Source organism: Roseovarius sp., from assembly GCF_040219995.1.
Lineage (GTDB): Bacteria > Pseudomonadota > Alphaproteobacteria > Rhodobacterales > Rhodobacteraceae > Roseovarius.
In genome coordinates, this window is the sequence record NZ_JAVJUC010000035.1 from 48,097 (window position 1) to 64,510 (window position 16,414).

General features: G+C 64.7%; 17 protein-coding genes. 10 read left to right on the forward strand and 7 right to left on the reverse strand.

The genetic code is table 11. The annotated features are described in order from the left end of the window. The first annotated feature begins 8 nt into the window (after positions 1-8). A complete protein-coding gene (locus tag RID11_RS15325) occupies positions 9-782 on the forward strand; it encodes an IclR family transcriptional regulator (RefSeq protein ID WP_350140728.1) in 774 nt (257 codons plus the stop codon). Here RID11_RS15325 and RID11_RS15330 read toward each other — a convergent pair. After that, entirely contained in the window at positions 779-1,960 is a 1,182-nt protein-coding gene (locus RID11_RS15330; protein ID WP_350140730.1) for a DNA recombination protein RmuC, read from the reverse strand. The two genes, RID11_RS15325 and RID11_RS15330, sit on opposite strands and share 4 nt — an antisense overlap. Beyond that, positions 1,957-3,801: a DNA mismatch repair endonuclease MutL gene (gene mutL / locus RID11_RS15335; protein ID WP_350140732.1), complete on the reverse strand. Its 1,845-nt coding sequence runs from the start codon at positions 3,799-3,801 to the stop codon at positions 1,957-1,959. Before mutL ends, RID11_RS15330 begins: the two co-directional genes overlap by 4 nt. Positions 3,802-3,945: 144 nt before the next feature. On the opposite strand from mutL, the gene RID11_RS15340 reads away from it, so the two are divergent. Beyond that, entirely contained in the window at positions 3,946-4,845 is a 900-nt protein-coding gene (locus RID11_RS15340) for an MBL fold metallo-hydrolase (protein WP_350140734.1), read from the forward strand. Positions 4,846-4,860: 15 nt separating this feature from the next. Continuing rightward, entirely contained in the window at positions 4,861-5,238 is a 378-nt protein-coding gene (locus RID11_RS15345; protein ID WP_350140735.1) for a rhodanese-like domain-containing protein, read from the forward strand. Positions 5,239-5,298: 60 nt separating this feature from the next. Here the strand turns inward: RID11_RS15345 and RID11_RS15350 are convergent, their stop codons facing one another. Together RID11_RS15350 and RID11_RS15355 are read right to left on the reverse strand one after the other, a co-directional pair. Further along, a complete protein-coding gene (locus tag RID11_RS15350) occupies positions 5,299-6,624 on the reverse strand; it encodes an ammonium transporter AmtB (protein WP_350140737.1) in 1,326 nt (441 codons plus the stop codon). Between the two features lie 20 nt (positions 6,625-6,644). Further along, positions 6,645-6,983, reverse strand: coding sequence for a P-II family nitrogen regulator (locus RID11_RS15355; protein WP_074785879.1), 339 nt, complete (start codon positions 6,981-6,983; stop codon positions 6,645-6,647). A 256-nt stretch (positions 6,984-7,239) separates the two neighbouring features. Between RID11_RS15355 and RID11_RS15360 the strand changes: the two genes are divergently transcribed. Then, positions 7,240-9,372: a transglycosylase domain-containing protein gene (locus RID11_RS15360; protein ID WP_350140739.1), complete on the forward strand. Its 2,133-nt coding sequence runs from the start codon at positions 7,240-7,242 to the stop codon at positions 9,370-9,372. Positions 9,373-9,423: 51 nt separating this feature from the next. Here the strand turns inward: RID11_RS15360 and RID11_RS15365 are convergent, their stop codons facing one another. Then, on the reverse strand, positions 9,424-10,029 hold the full coding sequence (locus tag RID11_RS15365) for an MlaC/ttg2D family ABC transporter substrate-binding protein (protein ID WP_074785881.1): 606 nt from the start codon (positions 10,027-10,029) through the stop codon (positions 9,424-9,426). Beyond that, positions 10,019-10,819, reverse strand: a complete 801-nt coding sequence (locus tag RID11_RS15370; RefSeq protein ID WP_350140742.1) for an MlaA family lipoprotein — start codon at positions 10,817-10,819, stop codon at positions 10,019-10,021. Before RID11_RS15370 ends, RID11_RS15365 begins: the two co-directional genes overlap by 11 nt. A 314-nt stretch (positions 10,820-11,133) precedes the next feature. On the opposite strand from RID11_RS15370, the gene RID11_RS15375 reads away from it, so the two are divergent. Genes RID11_RS15375 through RID11_RS15390 form a run of 4 tightly spaced genes read left to right on the forward strand, consistent with a single transcriptional unit; the run spans position 11,134 to position 13,889 of the window. Beyond that, complete coding sequence (locus tag RID11_RS15375) at positions 11,134-11,595, forward strand: RidA family protein (protein WP_350140744.1); 462 nt, start codon at positions 11,134-11,136, stop codon at positions 11,593-11,595. Next, entirely contained in the window at positions 11,592-12,359 is a 768-nt protein-coding gene (locus RID11_RS15380) for a glycerophosphodiester phosphodiesterase family protein (protein WP_350140746.1), read from the forward strand. The genes RID11_RS15375 and RID11_RS15380 overlap by 4 nt, the downstream gene beginning before the upstream one ends. Positions 12,360-12,411: 52 nt before the next feature. After that, positions 12,412-13,596, forward strand: a complete 1,185-nt coding sequence (locus tag RID11_RS15385) for a GNAT family N-acetyltransferase (RefSeq protein ID WP_350140748.1) — start codon at positions 12,412-12,414, stop codon at positions 13,594-13,596. Further along, complete coding sequence (locus RID11_RS15390; protein ID WP_050664352.1) at positions 13,593-13,889, forward strand: 4a-hydroxytetrahydrobiopterin dehydratase; 297 nt, start codon at positions 13,593-13,595, stop codon at positions 13,887-13,889. Before RID11_RS15385 ends, RID11_RS15390 begins: the two co-directional genes overlap by 4 nt. 110 nt (positions 13,890-13,999) lie before the next feature. On the opposite strand, the gene RID11_RS15395 is transcribed toward RID11_RS15390, so the two are convergent. Further along, positions 14,000-14,488, reverse strand: coding sequence for a peroxiredoxin (locus tag RID11_RS15395; protein WP_350140750.1), 489 nt, complete (start codon positions 14,486-14,488; stop codon positions 14,000-14,002). A 90-nt stretch (positions 14,489-14,578) separates the two neighbouring features. Here RID11_RS15395 and RID11_RS15400 point away from each other — a divergent pair, with 90 nt between their 5' ends. Both RID11_RS15400 and rsmD read left to right on the forward strand, forming a co-directional pair. Then, positions 14,579-15,784: an NAD(P)/FAD-dependent oxidoreductase gene (locus RID11_RS15400; protein WP_350140752.1), complete on the forward strand. Its 1,206-nt coding sequence runs from the start codon at positions 14,579-14,581 to the stop codon at positions 15,782-15,784. Continuing rightward, the gene (gene rsmD, locus RID11_RS15405) at positions 15,781-16,338 is read left to right on the forward strand and encodes a 16S rRNA (guanine(966)-N(2))-methyltransferase RsmD (RefSeq protein ID WP_350140754.1); all 558 of its coding nucleotides are present in this window, start codon (positions 15,781-15,783) and stop codon (positions 16,336-16,338) included. The genes RID11_RS15400 and rsmD overlap by 4 nt, the downstream gene beginning before the upstream one ends. The last annotated feature ends 76 nt before the right edge of the window (positions 16,339-16,414 follow it).

A 16,414-nucleotide genomic window follows, 5' to 3' on the forward strand; every position in this document is an offset into this window, starting at 1 on the left:
GGGTATTCATGGACGGTGACAGCACGGGAACAATCCCGACAAACCTGCGCCTGCTGCTGGTGATCGAAGAGATCGCCCGCGCAGGCGTGCCGGTCACACCTACGGATGTAAATGTGGCCCTCGGTCTGCCCAAGCCGACCATCCACCGGCTCTTTGCCACGCTGGAGGACGAGGGCTTCCTGCAACGCGACATGGATGGGCGTACTTATTCGCCCGGCCCCCGGCTGCGAACCATGTCGGGCGGCATCCTGTCGTCGCTGCGCATCCGCACCGCGCGGCAGGCCATTCTCAAGCGGCTCAGCAGCGAGATCGGCGAGACCTGCAACATCGCGCTGCCGGATCGCGACGCGATGATCTATCTGGAGCGGGTCGAGACCGAATGGCCGCTGCGCATCCAGCTGCCCATCGGCACCCGTGTGCCGTTCTACTGCACGGCCAGCGGCAAGATGTATCTCAGTTCGCTGGCACGCACCCATCTGATGAAATACCTCACGGCCACCGATCTGGAGGCGCGCACCCCCAACACCATCACCGACCGTGATCGGCTGATCGAAGAGATAGGTGACATTCGCGCGCAGGGCTATTCCCTCGACCGCGAGGAATTCATGCACGACATGATCGCACTCGCCGTGCCGATTACGGACGTCAACGGCCGCTTGATGGCGACGCTGGCGTTCCACGCCCCGACGCAGCGATTCGATATCGCGCGGGCGCTGGAGTTTCGCGAGCAGATGCATGCCGCCGCCCGTGATCTCGCGAGCCTTGTCAGCGACGGCGGCTAGCCCTTGCGCGCCAGCCCCTCATGCGGGGCGGGCAGGGCGGGCTCGGACTCGGGTGCCAGTTCCTCGAAGTCGAAATTATCGAGCCGCCGCGCGCGCCGCCCGGCCTTGTCAGCGGAAATCTTGATGTCCGAGATGTCCTTGGCCGCCTGATGGAAATGCCGGTCGAGGTTTTCGACCCGACTGCCGAGCCGGTCCACATCGGCAAAGAGCAGTCCCAACTCGCGCCGGATCGCGCCTGCCTGTTCGCGCATCCGCGCATCCTTGAGGATCGCGCGCATGGTGTTGAGCGTGGCCATGCAGGTGGTGGGCGAGACGATCCAGACCTTGGCCGCGAACCCCTCGCGCACCAGTTCGGGAAAATTCGCGTGCAATTCGGCATAGACCGCCTCTGACGGCAGGAACATCAGCGCGCCGTCGGCGGTCTCACCGTCGAGAATGTATTTCTCGGAAATGTCCCGGATGTGCTTCTTGACCGAGGTACGCAGGAATTTCGCGGCCTCGTTCAGGTCCCAATCCGTCTTGGCCCGGCGCAGCGCCTCATAGGCCTCAAGCGGGAATTTGCTGTCGATGCAGATCGGCCCTGGCGGGTTGGGCAGGTGAATGAGGCAATCGGCGCGTTTCCCGTTCGAGAGCGTCGCCTGCAAGGTGTAGCTGTCCGAGGGCAGCGCCTTGGTCACGATATCGGTGAGCTGAATCTCGCCAAACGCCCCACGTGTCTGCTTGTTGCTGAGAATGTCCTGCAACGACAGCACATCGCCCGACAGCTTGGTGATATTGTCCTGCGCCTTGTCGATGGCCTGCAGGCGCTGTTGCAGATCGCCAAGGCTCTGCGCCGTGCGGCGGGCCGAGCCTTGCAGGTTCTCGGTCATCTGATTGCCCACCTCGGCAAGGCGTTTTTCCATCAACTGCAGCATATGCGACTGGCTCGCCGCCTGCGCCTCGGAGACATGGTTGAGCCCGCCCGCAAGCTGATGCTGCCCGTCCGACAGCCCCTGCACCCGCTGGCCGAGTTGCGTCATCTGCTGCGCCAGCGGTTCCGTCATGCGCGCCGACCGGGTTGCGGCGCGCACGGCGGTGATCAGCAGGATCACGATCAGCAGTACCACGCCCGCACCAATCAGCGCGATCAGCGTGAGGGGATCGTCAAGCGACAGGGAATAGGGGCCGATCTGGATCATGTGCGACCGAACAGGCGTTCGATGTCAGACAGTGGCAATTCCACATAGGTGGGCCGCCCGTGATTGCACTGGCCGGAATGCGGCGTGCGCTCCATCTCGCGCAGGAGGGCGTTCATCTCCTCCGCGCTCATCCGGCGGCCGGAACGGACCGAGCCGTGACAGGCGACGCGGCTGAGAATCGCGTCAATGCGGAATTTGAGCGTGTCGCTCGCCCCTTGATCATGCAATTCATCCAGAATGTCGCGCAAGAGCGCCTGCGCGTTGACTTCGCCCAAGATGGCCGGGGTTTCGCGCACGGCGACAGAGCCCGCGCCAAACGGCTCGACCACAAGGCCGAGGGTGGCGAGATCCTCGGCATGCTCGGTCAGCAGCGCGCAATCGGCCTCGGACAGGTCCACGATCTCGGGGATAAGCAGCGCCTGCGCCGCGATGCCGCTCTCGGCCATCTGACGTTTCAGCCGTTCATAGACAAGGCGTTCATGAGCTGCGTGCTGATCGACGATCACCATGCCGGTCTCGGTCTGGGCCACGATGTAATTCTCGTGGATTTGCGCGCGTGCGGCGCCAAGGGGCAGGGTGGTGGCGGACACCTCCTCCGGCGCCGGCGTGTGGCGCTCCGGTTCGACCCGGGCGCTCCACTCCGTCGCCATCTCGGCGAAACCGGGGGATTGCGCCTGATAGGCGAGGCTACGCGCCTGCGGCGACGGGCGGTCCATCTGGTAGACGCGCGCGCCTTGTGGCTCCGGCCGGAACGCGCCCAATGTGGCCCCTGCCACGGTCGATGAGGCGCGATGCCCCGCCTCGGCCAGCGCATGGCGCAGCCCCGAGACGATCAGTCCGCGCGCCAGCCCCGGATCGCGAAACCGCACCTCGGATTTCGCCGGATGCACGTTCACATCCACCAGCACCGGGTCACAGTCGATAAATAGCGCTGCCGCCGGGTGCCGGTCGCGGCTGAGCACGTCCTGATAGGCCGCACGCAGCGCACCGTAGAGCATCTTGTCGCGCACCGGGCGGCCATTGACGAAGAGATATTGCGCCACGCTCGTTCCGCGCGAATAGGTCGGCAGGGCGGCATAGCCGGTCATCCGCAGGCCCTCGCGGGTGGCGTCGATACGCAGGGCGTTGTCGGCGAACTCCGCCCCCAGGATACGCGCCAGCCGCCCGTGCAGTGCGTCGAACAGGTCCCCCGTCTCGGCATCGGCGCGAAACGTGATCCGCCCCTCGCCCCCACCCGAGACATCGCGCAGGGTAAAGCCCACATGCGGCTCTGCCATCGCAAGACGCTTGACGGTGTCGGCAATCGCTTGGCTCTCGGCGCGGTCGGAGCGCATGAATTTCAGCCGGGCGGGCGTGGCGTAGAAAAGATCGCGCAACTCCACCACGGTCCCTGCATTGAGCGCGGCGGGTTTGACGCCGCCCATCTGCCCACCCGCGACGGTGATCCTACCGGCCTCTTGCCCCTCTGCCCGCGACGTGATGCTCAGCCGCCCGACCGCGCCGAGCGACGGTAGCGCCTCGCCGCGAAAGCCGAAGGAGTGGATGTTCAGCAGGTCGCTGCCGTCGATCTTGGAGGTTGCATGCCGCGCCAGCGCCAGTGGCAATTGATCGGGCGCCATGCCACAGCCATCGTCACTCACCCGGATCAGCGTCTTGCCGCCATCCGCCACAGCCACCTCGATCCGCCCCGCCCCGGCATCGAGCGCGTTTTCCACCAGTTCCTTGACCGCAGAGGCCGGACGCTCCACCACCTCGCCCGCCGCGATGCGGTTGACGGCCCCCTCATCCAACTGGCGGATCACTGGGGAGGGCTGGCTTATATTGGGGCTAGGTTTGTTCATCCCCCAATACCTAGCACGGATCATAGCGATTCTGCCATATTCCCAATGCCGCATTCCGGGGCTTGGGCAAAAGAAATCCGGTGCCTCGGGTTGGAAGACTCTAACATTCCATTATGTGAATGCAAATTGTCAAAGGAGTTGATCATGTTCAGTCAGACCAGCCCATCCCGTGGCCCCGGCTCCCCAAACGTCACCGGCTTTTACGATCAGGCGTCGGGTAGCATCCAATATGTCGTCGCAGACCCGGCCACGAACAAGGCGGCGCTGATCGACGTGGTGCAGGATTTCGACCCCGCCGAGGCAAGGTCCTATCACGAAAGCGCGGATGAAATTCTCGATTTCGTCACCCGCGAAGGGCTGGAGGTCGAATGGATTCTCGACACTCACCCCCACGCCGATCACCTGATGGCCTCGGCCTGGCTCCGCGACAAACTCGGCGCGCCGAACGCCATCGGGGCCAAGGTGCGCGACATCGCGCGCATTTGGGAAGACCTCTACAACATGCCCGGCGCCTTTGACCCGGATCGCGATTTCGACCGGCTCTTTGACGACGGTGCGCAGTTCAGTATCGGTGAACTGAAGGTGCGCGTGATGCTCTCGCCCGGGCATACGCTCGGCTCGATCACCTATGTGGTGGGCAGCGATGCGGCCTTTGTGCATGACTCGTTCATGCATGTCGATGTCGGCACCTCGCGCGCCGATTTCCCCGGTGCTTCGTCCAGCATGCTCTATGACAGCCTGCAGGCGATTCTGGCGCTGCCTGATGAGACGCGGCTCTTCGTCGGCCATGATTATCCGCCGGTGGGTGACCGGCAGGATCCGGCATGGGAGGCGACGGTGGCCGCACACAAGCGCGACAATCCGCATGTCGGCGGCGGTGCCAGCCGCGACGCGTTCATGAAGGTGCGCGACGACCGCGACGCAACGCTCGGCCTGCCGGACCGCATCCTCTACGCCTTGCAGGTCAACCTGCGCGGCGGCCGCCTGCCCGATCCCGAAAGCGACGGGCAGCGCTATTTCAAGATCCCAGCCAATCGATTCTGAGCCAAGGAGACCACGATGAAAACCGAAGAGATCGACGGCACCACGTTGGAGACATGGACGATAGAGGAGGTGGCCCGCGCATGGGACGCCAACGAGATCGTGCTGATCGACGTGCGCACGCCGCAGGAATACATGTTCGAGCATATCGAGGGCGCGCTGCTCTTGCCGATGCCGTTCTTCAACGCAGAAAAGCTGCCGGGCCAGAGCGACAAGCGCCTCGTGATCCATTGCGGTTCCGGCGTGCGCTCCGAGAAGATGGCGCGTGCCGCCATCGCCGCCGGGATCGGTCGGATCGCGCATATGGAGGGCGGTTTCGGCGCGTGGAAAGCGGCGGGCCAGCCCTACATCGGCACCAACATGGCCACCGGCGCGCCGCAGGCGGTCAACCCATGAAAAAACCCCGGGCGCGAACGCCCGGGGGTGATCTCTTCAAGCTGACGGGAAGGAGGAACGTCAGCTCTTGGAGAATTCGGGGTAGGCCTCCATACCCAATTCGGACATGTCGAGCCCGTTGATTTCTTCCTCTTCACCGACCCGGATGCCGACGACAGCCTTCAGGATGAACCACAGGACAAGACTGCCGACGAAGGTAAAGGCACCGTAGGCGGCGATCCCCAGAAGCTGCGTCGTGAGGCTGGCGTCACCATTGTAGAAGATCACGGCGATGGTGCCCCAGATGCCCGCGAAGAGGTGGACCGGGATCGCGCCGACAACGTCGTCGATCTTGAGCTTGTCGAGCAGAGGCACGGTGAAGACCACGATCACGCCACCCACGGCCCCGATCCACAGCGCACCGAAGAGCGTCGGCGCCAGCGGCTCGGCGGTGATCGACACGAGGCCGGCCAGCGCACCGTTGAGTACCATGGTGAGGTCAGGCTTCTTGTACAAGACCTGCGTCAGGATCAGTGCGGTCACGGCACCGGCCGCGGCGGCCATGTTGGTGTTGGCGAAGATACGGCTCACGTCAGAGACATCACCGACGGTGCCCATCGCAAGCTGCGAACCGCCATTGAAGCCGAACCAGCCCAGCCACAGGATGAACGTGCCCAGCGTGGCAAGTGCGAGATTCGAGCCCGGGATCGGGATGACCTTGCCGTCCTTGCCGTATTTGCCGATGCGCGGCCCCAGCACGATGGCACCGGCCAGCGCGGCCCAGCCACCCACCGAGTGGACGACGGTCGAGCCTGCGAAGTCCGAGAAGCCTGCCTCGCTGAGCCAGCCGCCGCCCCACTGCCAGGAGCCCGAGATCGGATACATGATACCGGTCAGCACGACCACGAAGGCCAGGAACGGCCACAGCTTGATCCGCTCGGCCAGCGCACCCGACACGATCGAGGCGGTCGCGGCGACAAACACCAGCTGGAAGAAGAAGTCCGAGCCCACTGATGCGTAGTCGAGCGCCGCATCTGCCGCAGCGACGCCAACGGCGTCAAGCACGGTCGGGCCGCCAATGGCGAAGAAGCCATTGAAATCGCCCGGATACATGGTGTTGAAACCGATCAGCCAGTACATGATCGCCGCAACCGAATAGAGCGCGATGTTCTTGGTCATCTGCATGGTGACGTTCTTGGAGCGCACCAGCCCGCCTTCCAGCATGGCAAAGCCGCAGGCCATGAAGAACACCAGAAACCCTGCCATGCAGAACAGCAGTGTCGTCATGATATAGGGGCCGATTTCGTCGAACCCCGGTGCGGCGGCGTCCTGCGCCATGGCCAGGGACGGCACGGCGATCATCGCCGCAGAGGCCAGGCCCTTTTTCGTAAAGCTTTTCATATTCATTGGTCTTTCCCCCTTACGGCTCAAAGCGCGTCGTCGTTGGTTTCGCCGGTGCGCACGCGCATGGCCTGTTGGATGTCGAGCACGAAGATCTTGCCGTCGCCGATCTTGCCGGTGCGGGCGGCCTTGGTGATGGCCTCCACCACCTGATCCGCCATCGCGGCAGAAACCGCGATCTCGAGCTTGATCTTGGGCACGAAGTTCACGGCGTATTCTGCCCCGCGATAGATTTCGGTATGGCCCGATTGAGAGCCGAAGCCCTTGATCTCGGTGACCATCATGCCGCGCACCCCGATATCGGTCAGCGCCTCGCGGACCTCCTCGAGCTTGAACGGCTTGATCGTTGCAATGATGAGTTTCACGTTGGTCCCTTTCCGTTTTCTCTCACTCAGCGCGCTGTTTGCAGGTGCAGAAAAGGCGCTGACGGGAGAGTCTGGAAGGGAGAAGCGCGGATTTTGCCCCGTTTGGCGGATCATGTTGTGCAAAAAGCAGGCAAAAAATAAATAATGCGCAATAAATAGGCAAATGGAAAACGCTACGGCCCGCGCGCTGGGTCTCTACATTTGGCAGCGCGCACTATAAACTGGCGCAAACAAACGATGGCCGGGCAGGGCAAGCATGAGCAATTCAGGACGGCGCAAACCGCCATTGGTGGCCCCCAAGCGCAGCCGCAAGACGGCCAAGCCGAAATCCACGCGGCGCACCACCGCCAAGCGCAAGCCGCAGCGCCGGTCGCGGTCGCGCAACCCGTTGGTGCGGATGGTGCGTGCCATCGTCGGCTGGGTGCTGCGCGTGCTCTGGGCCATCGGCTGGCGGGTGACGGCGGTTGTGGCCATCGTCGTCGGACTGGCCGTGGCCTATACCTACACGACCCTGCCGGAATACAAGGCGCTGATGGACGGACGTGCGCGCGGCTCGGTCACGCTCCTGGATCGCGAAGGGCAGGTGTTCGCCTGGCGCGGTGACCAGTTCGGCGGCGTCGTCACCGCCGAGACGATTAGCCCGCATCTCAAGAACGCCGTGATCGCCACCGAGGATCGCCGCTTTTACATGCATCCCGGCGTCGACCCCATCGGCATCGCCAGCGCCATGCGCATCAACCTGCGCGAGGGGCGCGGGCCACTCTCGGGCAATGGCGGCTCGACGATCACGCAACAGACCGCGAAATTGCTCTGCTTCGGCGTCGAATATGACGAGAGCGAATGGGAAAGCGAGGCCGCATACGTGTCCGATTGCCGCCGCACATCCCTATGGCGCAAGGCCAAGGAAGCGGTCTATGCCATGGCGATGGAGGCCAAGTACAGCAAGAACGAGATCCTGACCGTCTATCTCAACCGCGCCTATCTCGGGGGCGGGGCCTACGGGGCCGAGGCCGCGGCGCAGCGTTATTTCGGCAAATCTGCGGCCAGGCTGAACGCCGCCGAGGGGGCGATGATCGCAGGCCTTCTCACGGCACCCTCGACGCTCGCACCGACCGCCAATCTCGAACGCTCGCAAAACCGGGCCTCGGTCGTGGTCGGGCTGATGCGGCGGCAGGGCTATCTGAGCGCCAATGACGCCGCCGTGGCGCTCGCCAATCCCGCCGAATTGTCCGAGGCTGCGCAGCGGCAGGCGGGCGGCTACTTCGCCGACTGGGTGATGGCCTCGGGGCCGGAATTCTTCACCCGCGACACGACCGAGGATGTGATCATTCGCACCACGCTCGATCAGCGCCTGCAACGCGCCGCCGAGGAGGCGCTCAAGACGGTGTTCGACGAAAAGGTGCGCGACGGCTCCAAGGCGCAGGCCGCCATCGTGGTGATGGGTGCGGATGGCGCGGTGCGCGCCATGGTGGGCGGGCGCAAGACCAAGGTGATCGGGGCCTTCAACCGCGCAACGCAGGCCAACCGTCAGACCGGTTCCGCGTTCAAGCCCTTTGTCTATGCCACGGCACTGGAACTGGGCTACAGCTACGATTCGGTGGTTGTGGACGAACCCTATTGCCTCGACGTGCCCGGTTCGGGCCGCTGGTGCCCCGAGAACTACACGCGCAAGCATTATGGCCGGGTGACCTTGGCCGAGGCGCTGCGCCAGTCGCTCAACGTCCCGGCGGTCAAGGTGTCTGAGACCGTGGGCCGGGACCTTGTGCGCAAGGTCGCCAGCGATTTCGGCATCGAAAGCGATCTGGCCGCTGGTCCCGCACTGGCGCTGGGTGCCTCAGAGAGCACGCTGCTCGAGATGTCGGGCGCCTATGCCGGCATCCTCAATGGCGGCTCATCGGTCATCCCCTATGGCCTCACCGAGTTGAAACTGCTGGGCGAGGATGAGCCCCTGATGGGCGCAGGCGGCGGCATCGGTGAACGGGTGATCCAGGAAAAGGCCGCGCGCGAACTGATCTACATGATGAGCCGCGTCGTCGATGGCGGCACCGGCAGCCGCGCGAAACTGTCCGACCGCGAGGCGGCGGGCAAGACCGGCACGACGCAGGCCGCGCGCGACGCATGGTTTCTGGGGTTCACCGCCGATTACGTGGCCGGGGTCTGGATGGGCTATGACGACAACACGCCGCTGACCGGCGTGACCGGCGGTGGCCTGCCGGCCGAGATCTGGCACGAGACGATGGTGCGGGTGCATGAGGGCGTGCCGCCCAAGCCGCTGCCGATGCTGCGCCCCGCCCCGCGCCGCGACCCGGCCCCCACGCCGCAACGCCGCGCCCCTGTGGCAGGCGGCAACCCGATCGAGAACATCCTGCGCAGCATCTTCGGAAACTGAAAACGGCGCCCGCCGGGGACGCCGTTCAAATCCATCCATTGGGCCTGTTGTTCAGCCCGCCTGCTTGAGGTCCTGGATCAGCGCATTGATGTCGCCGTTGCGCCGGTCGAGCATCGCGCCGATCTCGGTGCGTTCGCTCAGGCGCAGGCTGATGCCCTCGATGATCATGTCGAAGAACTTGTCCTGCCCGGAGCGGTCCGAGACCAGAAAGCTGACCTCGAAGGGCGACTCGCCGGGCAGATAGGCGGTCGATTTCACCTCGTGCCACGACTTGACCTGCGTGACGCCGTTCACCTCGATGCGCCCGCCCTTGAACTCGTTGAACCGCTTGCCGTATTTGCGTGCGACATAGCCACGGAATGCTTCCGTATAGGCGCGCATCTGCGCGCTGGAGGCCCGACGGGCGTCGGCCCCGAGCGTGGATTGCGCAATGATGCTCACATCGGCATGGCGCGAAAAGATCTGTTCGAAATCGCGGATCATCGAGGATAGCCCCTTGCCCGAGGCGATCACGCGGTTGATCTCGCTCACGACCTGATCGACAAGCGCGCGCGCCCGCGCCTCGGTTAGCGCATGCAGCGGCAGCGGTGCCAGCGCCGCGCCAGCGAGGGCGAGGCCGGAGACGACAAAGCGGCGACGGGATGGGTTACTGGTCATAGGGGTCCTCCAACGTGGGGGCAGTGGGTGCGATACTGTCATAGGGATCAGTATAGGTGCTCCCCTCCGTGCCGCCCAGTTCGAAGCGGCGATTTTGCAGGTAAATTGAACGCGACTGCGCGTAACTGTCTGCGCTCTCGTAGAGAATCGCATCTATGGTGTCCGAAAACTTGCTGCGCCGCGACAGGCCTGCGGCCACGCCCGCCCCGGTGATCAGCAGATTCTCGGGGCTTTCGATCACATAGGTCAGCGGATTGGTGAACAGGTCCACGAAGATGCCCGAGGTGTCGCGCGTCGTCGAGGGTCCGAGCAGCGGCAACTCAATATAGGCACCTTCCCGCGCGCCCCAGACGTGCAGCGTCTCACCGAAATCTGTGTTGGTGCCAGCGGGCATGCCCATCTCGCTCGCCGGATCAAAGAACCCTCCAAGGCCAACGGTCGTGTTGACCAGCAGCCGCGCGGTATCCTGGAACGCGCCGCGCATGTTCAATTGCAGCACGTTATTGACGATATCGCTGGGCAGCGAGGTATTCACCGCAAAGCGCACGATGGCGTTCTCGATATCGTCGGGAATCGCCGTATCATAGCCCTTGGCCACCGGGCGCACGAGGCCGCGATCCAGACCTCGGTTGAACTGGTGTATCTTGCGGTTTTCCTGCTCGTAGGGATCGAACGTCCCGCGCGAGGCCTGATCGGCCGGGGGCTGCGCGCAGGCGGCAAGCACAAGAACACCGCACAGCGCGCATGACTGGACGATACGACGGGTAACGATGGCGGGGATTGGCAGCACTGTAATATCCGCAGATTGAAGATGAGTCTCTGTTACATAATCGATTTCAGGGGCAAACCCACCACGCCGACACGTCACATCACGATGATGTGGCAGATTGGAGACAGCGGTCGCGACTCGGTCCATACCCTGAACCACCCTATCCAATAGCCTAAGGTGCCGCGAATTGCGATCACATAAATCGGTGCGTCCGGGTATCGGCAAGCGCGCGCAACCGCCTGCGGCAGCGTGATGATATCGCGGGCATTTTTGGATTTCCTTCCCGGGCAAGTGCCGCTAGCGTTCGGCGCAAGCACAACACGGGAGAAAGTGACATGAGCCAGTTCGAGAAAAAGCTTGCCGAAATGGGCGTGACCCTGCCCGAGGCCCCGGCCCCCGCCGCCAATTACGTGCCTTACGTGCAGGCGGGTGACATGCTCTATGTCTCGGGCCAGATCGCCAAGGACGGCGACACGCTGCTCACCGGCAAGCTCGGACATGACATGGACGTGGCGGCGGGTGCCGCCGCCGCAAAGGTCTGCGCGATCGCCCTTCTGGCACAGGTCAAGGCGGCCTGCGGCGGCGATCTCGACCGGCTGGTGCGGGTGGTGAAACTCACCGGCTTCGTCAACTCCACCGCCGATTTCACCCAGCAACCGGCGGTGATCAACGGTGCCTCGGATTTCATCGGCGAGGCGTTGGGCGATGCGGGCAAGCACGCCCGCGCCGCTGTCTCGGCCCCCTCGCTGCCCTTCGGTGTCGCGGTCGAGATTGACGGGGTGTTCCAGATCAGATGAGCGCATTGCCAGAGGTCTTTCGCCGCGTGCCGCTGGCGCATCGCGGGCTGCATGATGTTGAGGATGCCCGCCCCGAGAATTCGCGCGCCGGGATCACAGCGGCGATTGCGGCGGGCTACGGGATCGAGATCGACCTGCAACTCAGCCGCGACGGGCAGGCGATGGTGTTTCACGACTACGACCTTGGCCGCCTGACTGGCGAGACGGGTCCGGTGCGCCAGCGCGATGCCGCCGATCTGTCGGCGATCCCTCTCAAGGGCGGCGCGGAAGGCATTCCCGACCTGCCCGAAATCCTCGGCCTCGTGGCAGGCCGCGTGCCGCTCCTGATCGAGTTGAAGGACCAGCACGGCCAGATGGGCGAGACCTGCGGCACGCTGGAAACGGCCACGGCGCAGGCTCTTGCAGGCTATGGCGGGCCGGTGGCGGTGATGTCCTTCAATCCGCATATGGTGCTGCGGATGGCCGCGCTCGCCCCGGATACCCCGCGCGGCATCGTGACCTGCGGCTACACCCCCGAGGATTGGCCGCTCCTGCGCGCCGAAACCCGGGAGCGGTTGCGCGCGGTGGCGGACTATGGCCCGAGCGGCGCGGTCTTCGTCAGCCATGATGTGAACGATCTGGACAGTCCCCGGCTGGCCGAGTTGCGCGCAGACGGCGCTGCAATCCTGTGCTGGACGGTGCGCAGCCCCGAGGTGGAGGCCCGCGCCCGCGCGGTCGCCCACAACATCACGTTTGAGGGCTATCTGCCGGACATCCCGGCTTGATCCGCGCCGCGCGCGGCCCAGATAGAGCCGGGCATGCCACGGGGCCAACAGCATGAGCGACAGCGAGATCACGATCAGCCTGCACGAGCGGATCGCCGATATCCCGGCGGCGGTCTGGGACGGGTGTGCCTGCCCGGAGGCCGCAGATGGCCGTCCCGAGGACCCGTTCACAACGCACCGTTTTCTCAAGGCGCTGGAGGATAGCCGCTCGGTCGGCACCGGCAGCGGCTGGCATCCGCATTACATGACCGCCGAGGTGGCGGGGCAGGTGATCGCCTGCGCGCCGCTCTACCTCAAATCCCACAGCCAGGGCGAATATATCTTCGACCATAACTGGGCGCATGCTTATGAGCGCGCGGGCGGGCGGTACTATCCAAAATTCCAGATGGCGGTGCCGTTCACGCCGGTGACCGGGCGGCGCTTTCTCACCCGGCCAGGATATGAGGCGGCGGGGCGCGCGGCGCTGATCGAAGGGGCCAGCCAGGTGGCCGAACGAAATGGGATTTCCTCGCTGCATGTCACTTTCTGCACCGAGGCGGAGGCCGAGGCAGGTGCAGCCCTTGGCCTGATGCCCCGCCGCACGCAGCAATATCACTGGATCAATCGCGGCTACGAGGGTTTCGACGCCTTTCTCGCCGATCTGTCCTCGCGCAAGCGCAAGACCATCCGCAAGGAACGCGCCCGCGCGCAAGCCTTCGGCGGCGAGATAGTGGCGCTGACTGGCGATCAGATAAAGCCGGAGCATTGGGACGCGATCTGGACCTTCTACCAAGACACCGGCGCACGCAAATGGGGCACGCCCTACCTCACCCGCCGTTTTTTCGAGCGCGCGCATGAGACCCTGCGCGACGATATCCTGCTGGTGCTGGCCCTGCGTGACGGGCAGCCGGTGGCGGGCGCGATGAACCTGATCGGGGCGTCGGCATTATATGGCCGCTACTGGGGCTGCATCGAGGAGCACCCCTGCCTGCATTTCGAACTCTGTTACTATCAGGCCATGGAATTCGCCATTGATCACGGATTGCAAAGGGTAGAGGCTGGCGCGCAGGGCGAACACAAGCTGGCGCGCGGCTATTTGCCTGTGTCCACGCACTCGCTGCACTGGCTGCGCGACCCGGGCTTTGCCGAGGCCGTCGCGCAATATCTGGAGGCCGAACGCGCCGCCGTGGACGAGGATATCGAGATCCTCACCGGCTATGGCCCGTTCCGAAAAACCACGATGGAGGATCAAGAATGAGCGACAAGCTGAGCGATACCGCGCGCAAGACGACGCTGGAGCCGCTGCTGGAAAACGGCTGGAGCATGGTCGAGGGCCGCGACGCGATCCACAAGGAATTCAAGTTCGGGGATTTCACCGAGGCCTTCGGCTTCATGACCCGCGCCGCGATCTGGGCCGAGAAATGGAATCACCACCCGGAATGGTTCAACGTCTACAACAAGGTTCAGATCACACTGACAACGCATGACGTGGATGGCCTCAGTTCGCTCGACGTGAAGCTTGCGCGCAAGTTTGACGGGCTCGTGGGCTGAGCCGTCGCGTTCCGAGTATTTGGGCCATAAAGAAACAGGGCGTTATTTCTTCTGGCCGCAAAATTCCCGGAACGTGCGAGGGGCCTTACCCCTCGCACCCGGTGTCAGGGTCAGATTTCAGCCAGTAGTGATTCGCCCGCGGTCACTTCGCAGGTGCCGGGGCTTTCCTCGACATGCAGCACCTTGACGGTGCCGTCCTCGACATACATCGCATAGCGCTTGGAGCGCGCCAGCAGGCCCGCTGGCGGCGCGTCGAACTCCATCCCGATCGCCTTGGTAAAGGCGCTTTGCGGGTCGCCGAGCATGGTTATGCCCGCCTTGCTCGCGCCGGTCGCCTCGCCCCAGGCGTTCAACACGAAGGGATCGTTGACCGAGACGCAGATGATCTCGTCCACGCCCTTGGCGTCGAAGTCTCCCTTGGTGCGCACGAAGCTGGGGACATGTGCTGCGGAACAGGTCGGCGTGTAGGCGCCGGGCACGGCGAAGATCACCACCTTGCGGCCTGCGGTCCTGGCGCTCAGCGCCACCTCTTCGGGGCCGTTCTCGCCCAATGTCAGCAGGGTTGCGTCGGGCAGTTTGTCGCCAGTGGAAAGGGTCATGGTCGCTCCTTGTCGTTCCGGTGGATTGCGTGTGGATGTAGATATAGGCGGATGGTAGGCAGGTGACCACGGGAAACTCGGGAGATCAAGATGGCAGGTGTCGTTGTGGTGGGGGCAGGGCAGGCGGGGGCCTCATTGGTCGCGAAGCTGCGCAGCGAGGGCTATGACGGCTCGGTGACCCTGATCGGCGAAGAGCCGGTGCCGCCCTATCAGCGCCCGCCGCTCTCCAAGAAATACCTGTTGGGCGACATGGCGCTGGAGCGGCTCTACCTGCGGCCCGAAAGCTATTACGCCGAGGCGGGAATCGACTTGCGCACCAGTCTGCGCGTGACCGGCATCGACCGGGCGGCGCAGGAGGTGGTGATGGGCGAGGAACGGCTTGGCTACGCGCACCTCGTGCTGGCCACCGGCTCGCTGCCGCGCTGCCTGCCTGCTGCAATCGGCGGCGATCTGGGCGGCGTGCATGTGGTGCGTACGCTCGCGGATGTAGACGCGATGGCCCCGGGGTTTCGACCGGGCGCGCGCGTCCTGATCGTCGGCGGTGGCTATATCGGGCTCGAGGCGGCGGCGGTGGCGGCCTCGCGCGGCATGCAGGTGGTTCTGGTCGAGATGGCCGAGCGTATCCTGCAACGGGTCGCCGCCAAGGAAACCTCGGATTATTTCCGCGCGCTGCATACCCGCCATGGCGTGGACATTCGCGAGGGCGTCGGGCTGGATCGTCTCTTGGGCGACGGCCATGTCAGCGGCGCGCGGCTCAGCGATGGCACGGAACTGGACGTGGACATGGTGATCGTAGGGGTCGGCATCCTGCCCGATACGCGGCTTGCCGAGGCCGCCGGGCTGGAGACCGACAACGGCATCGCCGTCGATGCGCAGGGCCGCACCTCGGACCCGGCGATCTGGGCGGTGGGCGATTGCGCGTCCTTCCCGCATCAGGGCGGGCGGCTGAGGTTGGAAAGCGTACCCAATGCCATCGACATGGGCGAGTGCGTGGCGGGCAATATCCTGGGCTGCGCGCAGGACTACGTGCCACAGCCGTGGTTCTGGTCAGACCAATACGATGTGAAATTGCAGATCGCCGGGCTCAGCAGCGGCTATGACCGGATCGTGACCCGCGACGGCGGCGCGGCGATGTCGTTCTGGTATTACAGGGGCGATCAATTGCTGGCCGTGGACGCGATGAATGATCCGCGCGCCTATATGGTGGGCAAGCGGCTGATCGATGCCGGGAAATCCGCCGACCCGGTCCTGGTGGCCGATGCCGGGGCCGATCTCAAACCGCTCTTGAAACCGTGAGGATCATCGGCGGCGCGCATCGCGGGCGGGCGCTCGCCAGTGTCGGCAAGGGCGATACGGCGGCGCATTTGCGGCCCACCTCCGACCGGGTGCGCGAGAGCCTCTTCAACGTGCTGGCGGGCGGCTATGGCGATCCGGTGACGGGGGCGCATGTGCTCGATATTTTCGCGGGCACCGGAGCACTCGGGCTCGAGGCGCTGTCACGCGGGGCCGAAGGGGTGAGCTTCATCGAGAGCGGGCGCAAGGCGCTGTCCCTCCTGCGCCAGAATATCGGCCTCTGCCGGGCCGAGGCGGCGTGCCGGGTGGTCCCTCTGGACGCGCGCAAACCGGGAGCAAACCCCGGCACCCCGCATGATCTGGTGTTCCTCGATCCGCCCTATGGCAAGGCGCTGGGCGAGGCGGCGCTGACGGCGGCATTGGCCGGGGGCTGGGTAGCCGAGGCGGCGCTGATCGTCTGGGAGGAAAGCGCCCCGATCACCCCGCCCGACGGCCTGCGCCTGATTGAAGAGCGGCGCTATGGCGACACCGTGATCCGGTTTCTGGAGCGGGGGTAGGTGAGGTTGCAGAAAGAGAAATTTGGGCCTTGAGCTGCCGTTGCCGCATCCCGCGCGAAACGCACCGAAGGTGCCG